Origin of the sequence: Pseudomonas sp. ICMP 460, assembly GCF_002723595.1 — a bacterium.
In the GTDB taxonomy this organism is placed as follows: Bacteria; Pseudomonadota; Gammaproteobacteria; order Pseudomonadales; family Pseudomonadaceae; genus Aquipseudomonas; species Aquipseudomonas kitaguniensis.
In genome coordinates this window covers 189848-199710 of the sequence record NZ_LKBR01000003.1, presented here as the reverse complement: position 1 = coordinate 199710, position 9863 = coordinate 189848, and the positions used below count along the sequence as shown (strand labels likewise).

Annotated in this window: 10 protein-coding genes; 9 read left to right on the top strand and 1 reads right to left on the bottom strand. The window is 56.2% G+C overall.

Annotated features, from left to right (window positions below; genetic code table 11):
- Nucleotides 1-418 (bottom strand): Hcp family type VI secretion system effector (locus AO240_RS04395; RefSeq protein WP_099235308.1); only part of this gene is annotated, 418 nt, incomplete at its 3' end.
- A 790-nt stretch (nt 419-1208) separates the two neighbouring features.
- Here AO240_RS04395 and tssA point away from each other — a divergent pair.
- The 9 genes from tssA (at nt 1209) to tssG (ending at nt 9859) form a co-directional block, all read left to right on the top strand.
- Entirely contained in the window at nt 1209-2765 is a 1557-nt protein-coding gene (gene tssA / locus AO240_RS04390) for a type VI secretion system protein TssA (RefSeq protein WP_099235307.1), read from the top strand.
- A gap of 32 nt (nt 2766-2797) precedes the next feature.
- Nucleotides 2798-3301 (top strand): type VI secretion system contractile sheath small subunit, encoded by a 504-nt coding sequence (tssB, locus tag AO240_RS04385; RefSeq protein ID WP_099235306.1) that lies wholly within the window; start codon nt 2798-2800, stop codon nt 3299-3301.
- A 28-nt stretch (nt 3302-3329) separates the two neighbouring features.
- Nucleotides 3330-4805, top strand: coding sequence for a type VI secretion system contractile sheath large subunit (gene tssC, locus AO240_RS04380; protein WP_058414390.1), 1476 nt, complete (start codon nt 3330-3332; stop codon nt 4803-4805).
- Between the two features lie 14 nt (nt 4806-4819).
- On the top strand, nt 4820-5227 hold the full coding sequence (gene tssE, locus AO240_RS04375) for a type VI secretion system baseplate subunit TssE (protein ID WP_058414391.1): 408 nt from the start codon (nt 4820-4822) through the stop codon (nt 5225-5227).
- A gap of 10 nt (nt 5228-5237) precedes the next feature.
- On the top strand, nt 5238-5741 hold the full coding sequence (locus AO240_RS04370; RefSeq protein ID WP_099235305.1) for a PAAR domain-containing protein: 504 nt from the start codon (nt 5238-5240) through the stop codon (nt 5739-5741).
- 5 nt (nt 5742-5746) lie between these two features.
- Nucleotides 5747-6601 (top strand): hypothetical protein, encoded by an 855-nt coding sequence (locus AO240_RS04365; protein ID WP_099235304.1) that lies wholly within the window; start codon nt 5747-5749, stop codon nt 6599-6601.
- Nucleotides 6598-6972, top strand: a complete 375-nt coding sequence (locus tag AO240_RS04360; protein ID WP_099235303.1) for a hypothetical protein — start codon at nt 6598-6600, stop codon at nt 6970-6972. Before AO240_RS04365 ends, AO240_RS04360 begins: the two co-directional genes overlap by 4 nt.
- A 128-nt stretch (nt 6973-7100) precedes the next feature.
- Entirely contained in the window at nt 7101-8888 is a 1788-nt protein-coding gene (gene tssF, locus AO240_RS04355; protein ID WP_099235302.1) for a type VI secretion system baseplate subunit TssF, read from the top strand.
- On the top strand, nt 8852-9859 hold the full coding sequence (tssG, locus tag AO240_RS04350; RefSeq protein ID WP_058414395.1) for a type VI secretion system baseplate subunit TssG: 1008 nt from the start codon (nt 8852-8854) through the stop codon (nt 9857-9859). The genes tssF and tssG overlap by 37 nt, the downstream gene beginning before the upstream one ends.
- Nucleotides 9860-9863 lie beyond the last annotated feature (4 nt).

Sequence of the window (9863 nt, the reverse complement as noted above, 5' to 3'; positions counted from 1 at the left end):
GAGTGAAGTGCGAGTTCGCCGGGTCTTGGCAGTTGTGCATGTAGTCCTTGATGTCGACGATGATCGCGTCTTCAAGTTTGGTGGTGAAGTAGTGTTCCTGAGTGCCGGCAGCCGAGGTGCGGTACCACTGGATAGTGATTTCGGTCAGGCGCTCGCCGGAAGTCAGGGCCGCCAGCAGCAGAGGCGAGGACTTGTCGAATACCTTGGTGATTTTGACCGGTTTGTGTACGCGCTGGCCGGTAGGTTGGCCGGACTGCGGGTCACGCGGGATGATCACTTCGTGGCTGAAGCCCTGAACCATGACCTGGTCTTCGTGACCTTCCTGGTAGGTGTTGCCAACCGAATCGGCGGTGAAAGCACCGGCGGTGATCAGGCCTTGTTTGGTGCCCGTGATGGACATATACGCTGGCGTAGCCATGGAGATGCTCCTTGCTGGATAAATAAGAATGCCCGGGAGGCGAAATCGCCCGGTGGGTAACCAGGCAGCAATCAAGCATCGTGCCACGTTAATTATTTCGTTGGTAAATCAATGCTGCAGCGACTTTTTAGCCGCGTAGATTAATAAATTTTGCAAGCAAACCGTTTGGAGTTGAGCAACTTTTTGCGCAGTGGTGCGCAACTTCTTGCGCACTCGGCTGTACGTCAATACTAATAAGGTCTGCACAGATCTATCCACAGGCTTTTCCACAGCGAACTGCGCAACTATTTGCCTAAAATGCAGATTAAAAATTTGTGGGGGGCTTCACAAAGATTTAAGCACTGTGGGAAATTTCACGCGTCCTTCTCGGACGCGTCTGATTTTCAAACCTCGGGTTAGCAAGTGTAGAATCTACTCCCATCAAGCCAGCGTCCTACCCGGACTATGGCGAATCACTTACATGTAATAACGGCGAATGCCCTATTGAGATATATCCGAAATTGCTTGCTAGAACGGCTCTATCTCAAGGGTTCTGGCTGATTTTCACTAATGCGTACTAACTATTGTACGTATGTTGAATTTTCTGAGGTGTTTTCGGTAGAATCTCGCCGCTTACAAAGAGATTCTCTTAAGGATGCTTCGGTGCTGCTTGCAAAGGGCCATCGTCCTACGTAGGCTTTGGTCCCTTGAAAGAACCTGGTCTAAATGGATTGAAGCATCATGTTTCCTTTCTGTCGTTCGGCATTTTCATCATTTGCCGTTTGACGAATTCTCAAATTAAAGGTCATGGATGTCCTATTCCAGTAAGCTCTCCGCTCATTATCTAGAACTCGCAAAAGTCTCGGTTTCTCAGGAGAATTTTGCGGGCGAAGACGTGCGTTTTTCGAGCGAGTATGAAGCGCTGGAAAGTGAATTGGCCAAAGCCCAATCGATGCACGAAAGTGGCCAGATCGATTGGCTTAAAGTTCGCGAAAACAGTGAAAGTCTGTTGCGCAGCCAATCCAAGGATTTGCGCGTAGGTGCCTGGCTTACCTGGGCGCTTTACCAGCGCGAGTCGTTTCAGGGGCTGCTGGCGGGTCTCGGTTTTTTGCACTATCTGTGCGAGCACCATTGGGCTGATGTTCACCCCCGTAAAGCCCGAACCCGCAGTGCCGCGATCAGTTGGATTGTGCCGCGCCTCGAGCAAGTGCTTAACGAAAATATAGCGATTAAAGATCAACTGCCGCTGTTTCGCCGCCTGGTTGAACACCTCGAAGGGTTGGATGCGGCGTGCACCCAGCATTTGGGTGACGATGCGCCGCTGTTGCTGCCGTTGTCCCGTCGACTGAAAAGCATGGTGCAGCGCGCGGCCGACAACCAGCCGGAACCCGGTGTGGTTGGGGCGGCTGTTGCCCAAGTCAAGCAAGCCGCCACGCAACTGTTTACGGCCGGCGCGCCTATCGACAATGAAAAAGAAGCCCATAAAGCGCTGCGTGCCCAACAGGACAACGCACGGCCTTTGTGTGCCTGGTGGCTCAAGCAAAAAGCCACCGACCTGCGCGCCCTGCGCCTTAATCGCACGCTCTTGTGGCTGCCGATTGACGCAGTGCCTGAGCGCAATGCCGAACACATCACCGCTTTACGCGGTTTGCCGGCAGACAAACTCAAGTCCTATCAGGATCGTTACGATCAGGCGTCGTACGCCGATCTGATTGTTGAAGTCGAGGCGAGCCTGGCCAAGGCGCCATTCTGGTTCGATGGCCAGCGCCTGGTCTGGGAATGCCTGCAAGGCTTGAACGCAGACCTGGCCATGCGCGAAGTGGAAATTCATTTCGCGCTGTTGATTCAACGGTTGCCCGGCATCATCGAATTACGTTTTCACGACGGTGCGCCTTTCGCCGATCCCGCCACACGCGCCTGGATCAGCGCCAATGTAATGCCTCACCTGCAGACCACCAGCGCACCGCGCAAGGTCGAGGTCGCCCACACGCAGCCTGCGTGGGAGCTTGCGCTGGAAGAGGTTTTGCCGATATTGCGCAAGGACGGTCTCAAGGCCGCCGTACAGACACTCAAGCAGGGCCTGCAAAAAGCGCAGGGCGGCCGCGCCCGATTCTTTTGGCAGTTTGCCTTGGCCCGCCTGTGTTTTGTGGCCAAGAAATACGAACTGGCCAAAGCCCAACTTGAAACCCTCGACCAAACATTGCAGGACCTGGGCCTGCACGTTTGGGAGCCAGATCTTGCGCTGGAAGTGCTCCATCTACTGCATAGCTGCTGCGAGTTGTTACCGCAGAACCATGCAGTGCGCGAACGCAAGGAAGAGATTTATCGCAGGCTGTGCCACCTCGATCTTGAAGTGGTACTCGAATAGGCCTCACGGCCACAACCGCAAGGAGAAAAGCCATGGCCAAAGAAGGCTCGGTAGCCCCCAAGGAACGCATTAACGTCACTTTCAAGCCCGCCACCGGTGGTGCTCAGGAAGAAATCGAATTGCCGCTGAAACTGCTGGCTATTGGTGACTACACCCATCGCAAGGACGAGCGCAAAGTCGAAGATCGCAAGCCGATCAGCATCGACAAGACGACCTTCGACGAGGTGCTGGCCAAGCAAGAGCTGCAACTGACGCTGAGCGTGCCGAACCGTTTGCAGGAGGAGGGCAGTACTGAAGAGCTGGGCGTGAAACTGCGCGTCAACTCGATGAAGGACTTCAACCCGGCCAGCTTGGTTGAGCAAGTACCGGAGCTCAAGAAACTGATGGAGCTGCGCGACGCACTGGTGGCCCTCAAAGGCCCGCTGGGTAATGCGCCTGCGTTCCGCAAAGCCATCGAAGGCGTTCTCGCCGACGACGAATCCCGCGGTCGCGTACTGGGTGAGCTGGGCTTGAACGCCGCAGCCCAGGACGCCTGAGTCCCAATCAGCCAAGGAAGCCAACACAATGAGCACTAGCGCAGCACAGCAAAAAAGCGCCCAAACCGGCGAACTCAGTATTCTTGACAGCATCATTGCAGAAACTCGCCTGACGCCGGACGACGAGGCGTACGACATCGCCAAGCGCGGCGTGTCGGCCTTCATCGAAGAACTGCTCAAGCCGCAGAACAACGGTGAACCGGTCAAAAAGGCCATGGTCGACCGCATGATTGCCGAGATCGACGCCAAGCTCAGCCGTCAGATGGACGAGATTCTGCACCACGCTGACTTCCAGTCCCTGGAATCGGCATGGCGTGGTCTGCAGTTGCTGGTTGATCGCACCAATTTCCGCGAAAACATCAAAATCGAAATCCTCAACGTCTCCAAAGAAGACTTGCTGGACGATTTTGAAGACTCGCCGGAAGTGATGCAGGCTGGCCTGTACAAGCATATCTACACCGCTGAATACGGCCAGTTTGGTGGCCAGCCGGTGGGCGCGATTATCGCCAACTACTTCATGTCCCCGAGCTCGCCGGACGTGAAGTTGATGCAGTACGTGTCGAGCGTAGCGTGCATGTCCCACGCGCCGTTCATTGCTGCGGCCGGCCCGAAATTCTTCGGCCTGGAAAGCTTCACCGGTCTGCCGGACCTGAAGGATCTTAAAGATCACTTCGAAGGCCCGCAGTTCTCCAAATGGCAGAGCTTCCGCCAGTCGGAAGACTCGCGCTATGTCGGCCTGACCGTGCCGCGTTTCTTGCTGCGTAACCCGTACGATCCGGAAGAAAACCCGGTTAAATCGTTCGTCTACAAAGAAACCGTCGCCAACAGCCATGAACACTACCTGTGGGGCAACACCGCCTACGCGTTCGGTACCAAGCTGACCGACAGCTTCGCCAAGTTCCGCTGGTGCCCGAACATCATCGGCCCGCAAAGCGGTGGCGCGGTAGAAGACCTGCCGTTGCACCACTTCGAAAGCATGGGCGAGATCGAAACCAAGATCCCGACCGAAGTGCTGGTATCCGACCGTCGCGAGTACGAGCTGGCCGAGGAAGGCTTCATTTCCCTGACCATGCGCAAAGGCTCCGATAACGCTGCCTTCTTCTCCGCCAGTTCGGTGCAGAAGCCCAAGCAGTTCGGCATCAGTGCAGAAGGCAAGGCGGCGGAGCTGAACTACAAGCTCGGCACGCAACTGCCGTACATGATGATCGTCAACCGCCTGGCTCACTACTTGAAAGTGCTGCAGCGCGAGCAACTCGGTTCGTGGAAAGAGCGTACCGACCTCGAGCTGGAACTCAATAAGTGGATCCGCCAGTACGTCGCCGACCAGGAAAACCCAAGCGCCGAAGTGCGTGGCCGGCGTCCACTGCGTGCAGCCCAGATCATCGTCAGCGATGTCGACGGCGAGCCAGGTTGGTACCGCGTCAGCTTGAACGTGCGTCCGCACTTCAAATACATGGGCGCTGACTTCACCTTGTCGCTGGTTGGCAAGTTGGACAAAGAGTAAACGGAGCTTAACTCATGACTGGATACGGCAGCCTTTTCGAACGCCTGGGTGGCGACGCGGACTTACGCGTCGGCTGGAGCCGCGAGGTTTCTGCCATGGCGTCGGTGGCTGCCCATCTGGCCAAGATGCTCAGTACCCGTGCGGGCAGCGTGCAAACGCTGTCCGACTACGGGCTACCCGATCTCAATGACATGCGCCTGAGCCTGCACGACTCTTTGAGTCAAGCGCGCCTGGCTATCCAAAGCTTCATCGAAGCCTACGAGCCGCGCCTGAGCAAGGTGCGTGTCATTTCCCTGCCGCGTGATCACGATCAGCTTCGTTTGTCCTTCACTATCGAAGGCTTGCTCGAAGTTGATGGTTTCAAGCGTCAGGTCAGTTTCGCCGCGCGCCTGGATGGCAGCGGTCAAGTCAAGGTCAACTAAGGAGATTCGCATGTCCGGCAAACCCGCAGCACGAGTATCCGACCCTACTGCTTGCCCGCTCCCCGGCCACGGCACCAACCCGATCGCCGCCGGTTCCGGCGATGTGTTTTTCGACGGCCTCGCGGCCGCCCGCCAAGGCGATGCCTCGGCGTGTGGTGGTGCGATGGTTGGCGGGTTGGCCACCACCGTTTTGATCAATGGCAAACCGGCAGCAACCGTGGACTCGGTTGGCACACATGGCAACAAGGTAACGGCAGGTTCCGGCACGGTGATTATCGGCAATTCGCATTCGCCGGCGGCGTTTGTTGCGCCCTTGCCGGTGGTTATAGCCGGCGTGTTCAACCGAGTGTTTTCTTTCACAACGGCCAACGGAAAGCCACTTGATAGTTTGAACTATCGCATTGTTTCTGACAGTGGAATCGAAAAGGTCGGTAGTACAAAGTCCGGAATGTCCGGAAGCTTTTCCAGCGGGCAGAAAGCTGAACCGGTTTCGATTTTCGTTAGTGCGGAGTAAGAAGCTTGGAAACGATCGTTACTATTGATGGCGTGCCTTACACCTTTGTGACGGAAGAAGGGGCCACCTCGTTAAAGCTCGAAAGCGCTACGACTACCAGCAGCGATAGTGTTCCGCAAGTTCTCACACTTCCCGATGCCTGGCTCATTACGCGTGGAAACGGCGTTCCCTTGTTTGCAGTCAGGCCGACTGCCAGTGATAAGCCTTTTAGAATTTTGACCGCAGAAAGACTCTACTCTGAACAAATCCAATGGTTTGAACCATTGGCGGACTTTTATCGAGAGCGGCTTTGGGTAAACCCCCAATGCGCTGAAGAGGGCGCTGAAGCCTTCGCTGCTTTTAAACACCATACCTGGCAATCAATCATAGATTTCGCCATCGTTGATCGTGAGTCTTTCATGTACTACAAAGGGCTGCCTGGTGACTGGAAGAAGCAACCAGACGGCGGCGCCGGCTACTTGCTTTGCCTTGTCGAAGGCGAGCCGTACTGGACAGATGGGTTGGGCCAGATCCCGTTTGGTGTAGATACATTTCGGATGTACTGGCAGCAAACCGATGATGTCGATACGGCTATCCGCAAAACAGGCAAGACAGGCCTGGAATGGGCGGATGGAACACTGGGTGGAAATGATGAGGAAGGCAGCGAGAATGTATATGACAACTTCATCATCCTCCGCGCCTGTTTGTGGGCGTCGAAGAATTTTCGTCGAGTCGCCGGCACTAAAAGTTTTGGGGGATTAAGGGCGGCTGGCGGTGATGCGCCGAGTGTCAGCACTGTTTATCAGCCGGTATCCAATGATCTGCTGAAGTCCTCCATCACTGCAGAGGCGCTGGCGAGATATAAAGTGTGGAAGCCATGAACCCGAGGTTCTTTTTAGGGTTGGTCGTTTATATAGTGGTGGGCGTCCTGTATTTTTTTGTGCATGACTATGGCGTGGCACTTTACAAGGCGTATTTTGGTGGGTTTACCGCCAGGGGTGTGTCAATAGGCGGCACTGCAGAGTTGATGTTTTATCTGTTCATTTTTGTGAATGGCGTAGTTTTTTTTATGCCTACATTATTCAGCAAGTGTGTTCCGCTCGTGCTTATGGTTGCACTCGTGCTGTTTTATTTTCTGCCCGAACACCCGGTCCGGGCGATGGCCTATAGCGGGTTGATGTTCAGCATGGGGGTGTTGGCGTTAGTCATGCGTTCATGGGTAGAACGTCAGAGTTTTAGAGGACGCTCCTGATCATCATCGATCTATAGAAGGTAGCTTTTTACCGATTCTGCCAGTTATGGGCTACGTGCTGGCGCGGCCTGACAGTCGCGATCTACAGGACCCTTTATTCATGAAATTCAACCGCAGGCAGGTAACCCGTGTCCTTTAACCACTACTACCAAAGCGAACTCACCGCACTTCGCCAGTTAGGTCGCCGATTCGCCGAGCGTAGCCCGGCGTTAGCACCTTTCCTCGGCCAAGCCGGGCGGGATCCGGACGTGGAGCGGTTGCTGGAAGGCTTCGCGTTCCTGACCGGTCGTTTGCGCCAGAAGCTCGATGATGAATTGCCTGAACTCAGCCATTCGCTGATGCAGTTACTGTGGCCCAATTACATGCGGCCGCTGCCGTCATTCAGCATCCTGCAATTCGACCCGTTGAAGCATGCTGGCCCGGCGCTGAAGGTCGAGCGCGACACGCCCATCGAAAGCCAGCCGATTAACGGCGTGAGCTGTCGCTTCCGTACCTGCTACCCCACGGATGTGCAGGCGCTGGATCTCACTGCGTTGAATTACTCGGTAAAGGGCGACGGTTCGCTGTTGAGCCTGCGCCTGGAGATGAGCGCCGACGGCCACCTCGGTGAGCTGGATTTGAGCCGCGTGCGCCTGCATTTTGCCGGTGAGCGTTATATCAGCCAAATGCTCTACCTGAGCCTGCTGCGCAACCTGGCCGGGGTCGAGTTGGTGCCACTGGACGGCGCCGGCAAGCCGATTGATGGCGTGAACGGCCAGCCGATGGCGTTCAAGTTGACCGGCGACCGCGTGCAGCCGGTGGGTTTTGCCGAGGAAGAAGCGCTGATTCCGTATCCGCTGAACACCTTCCGCGGCTACCGCTACCTGCAAGAGTATTTCGCCTTCCAAGACAAGTTCCTGTTTGTTGATGTGAACGGCCTGGAGCTGCTCAATGCGTTGCCCCAAGACACCCTCAAACAGGTGCGCGGTGTGGAGTTGCGCTTCGATATTCGCAAGAGCGGTGTGTTGCGCATGCGCCCGACGCTGGACAATGTGAAGCTGCACTGCACGCCCATCGTCAACTTGTTCAAGCAAGACGCCTCACCGATTCGGCTCGATGGTAAACAGGACGAATACCTACTGTTGCCTTCCGGGCACGGCTTGGAACATTGCGGTGTGTTCTCCGTGGAAACCGTCACCGGCTGGAAGCCCGGTGGTGTCAGTTACGAAGAATACGTGCTGTTTGAGTCGTTCGAGCACGACCCCAGTTTTGACGTGCCCAACAGCCGTCCGCATTACAGCATCCGTCAGCGCTCCTCAATGCTGCATGAGGGCCTCGACACTTACCTGAGTTTTGGCATTCGGCACACCGAAGCGCATGAAACACTGTCGATCGAGCTGATGTGCACCAACCAAAACTTGCCACGCAAGCTCAAGCTGGGCGACATCAACCTGGCGAGCGAACACACGCCCGCGTTTCTCAGCTTTCGCAATATCACCCCGGCGACGTCGAGCTTCGCACCGCCGCTGACCCGCGACTTCCTGTGGAAGCTGATCAGCAATATGTCGCTCAACTACCTGTCACTGGCCGACGTCAACGCACTCAAGGTGATTCTCGAAACCTACGACCTGCCGCGTTACTACGACCAGCAGGCAGAGAAGGTCAGCAAGCGCTTGCTGGGTGGGCTCAAGTCGATCAAGCACCACCACGTCGACCGCCTGCACCGCGGGCTACCGGTACGCGGCTTGCGCACCGAATTGACTATTGATCCGCAAGGTTATATCGGCGAAGGCGACATGTTTGTGTTTGCTTCGGTTCTCAACGAGTTTTTCGCGCTTTACGCCAGTCTCAATTCGTTTCACGAGCTGCGGGTAAAAAGCACACAGGGAGAGGTGTACCAATGGACACCACGTATGGGCCTCCAACCGCTGCTTTAAGCGGGCTGACCCGAGGAATACGCGAGTACTCACTGTTCCAGGCCGTGATGCTGGTGGTCGACCGGTTGCGCGACGCCCACCCGCACATGAGTCAGGACGATTTGTACGACCAGTTGGAGTTTCAGGCCAACCCAAGCCTGGGCTTTCCGGGCAGCGACGTCGACCGTGTGGAGTTTTTCCATGAGCACGGGCAGATGCGCGCGCGCATGCGCTTCAACCTGATTGGCCTGGTAGGGGCGGGCTCGCCGCTGCCGGCGTTTTATGGCGAGCAGGCACTCGGCGACAGCGAGGATGGCAACCCGACGCGTAACTTCCTCGATCTGTTTCACCATCGCCTGCAACGGCTGATGCTGCCGATCTGGAAGAAGTACCGCTACCGCGTCAGTTTTGAAAGCGGCGCGATCGACCCGTTTTCTGCGCAGTTGTTCGCGCTGATCGGCCTGGGCGGCGAAGAAATCCGTCGCGCCAAGGAGCTGAACTGGAAGCGCCTGTTGCCGTACCTGGGCTTGCTGAGCCTGCGGGCGCACTCGGCGGCATTGATTGAAGCGGTGCTGCGTTACTACTTCAAGCATGCCGAGCTGACCATTGAGCAGTGCATCGAACGCCGTGTCGAAATCCTCGAAGAGCAGCGCAATTGCCTGGGCCTGGCCAATTCTTTGCTCGGTGAAAGCATGGTGTTGGGCGACAGCGTGCGCGACCGCAGCGGCAAGTTCCGTATCCATATTCGCGAACTGGACTGGCAGCGTTTTCACGAGTTTCTACCGATCGGTTTCGGTTATCAGCCGCTCTGCGCGCTGGTGCGGTTCACCCTGCGTGACCCGCTTGATTACGACATAAGGCTGGTACTGCGCCACGAGGAAATCCGTGAGTTGCGCATCGGCGAACAAAACGCTTGCCGACTGGGATGGACCAGTTGGCTCGGTCGCGAACACGCAGACGGTGTCGTCACCCTGGGCAGTAAAATTCATTAAGGAT

Excerpts from the sequence above, each read along its gene's own strand:
- tssA (WP_099235307.1), top strand. The coding sequence starts at position 1,209 with ATGTCCTATTCCAGTAAGCTCTCCGCTCATTATCTAGAACTCGCAAAA.
- tssB (WP_099235306.1), top strand. The coding sequence starts at position 2,798 with ATGGCCAAAGAAGGCTCGGTAGCCCCCAAGGAACGCATTAACGTCACT.
- tssC (WP_058414390.1), top strand. The coding sequence starts at position 3,330 with ATGAGCACTAGCGCAGCACAGCAAAAAAGCGCCCAAACCGGCGAACTC.
- tssE (WP_058414391.1), top strand. The coding sequence starts at position 4,820 with ATGACTGGATACGGCAGCCTTTTCGAACGCCTGGGTGGCGACGCGGAC.
- AO240_RS04370 (WP_099235305.1), top strand. The coding sequence starts at position 5,238 with ATGTCCGGCAAACCCGCAGCACGAGTATCCGACCCTACTGCTTGCCCG.
- AO240_RS04360 (WP_099235303.1), top strand. The coding sequence starts at position 6,598 with ATGAACCCGAGGTTCTTTTTAGGGTTGGTCGTTTATATAGTGGTGGGC.
- tssG (WP_058414395.1), top strand. The coding sequence starts at position 8,852 with ATGGACACCACGTATGGGCCTCCAACCGCTGCTTTAAGCGGGCTGACC.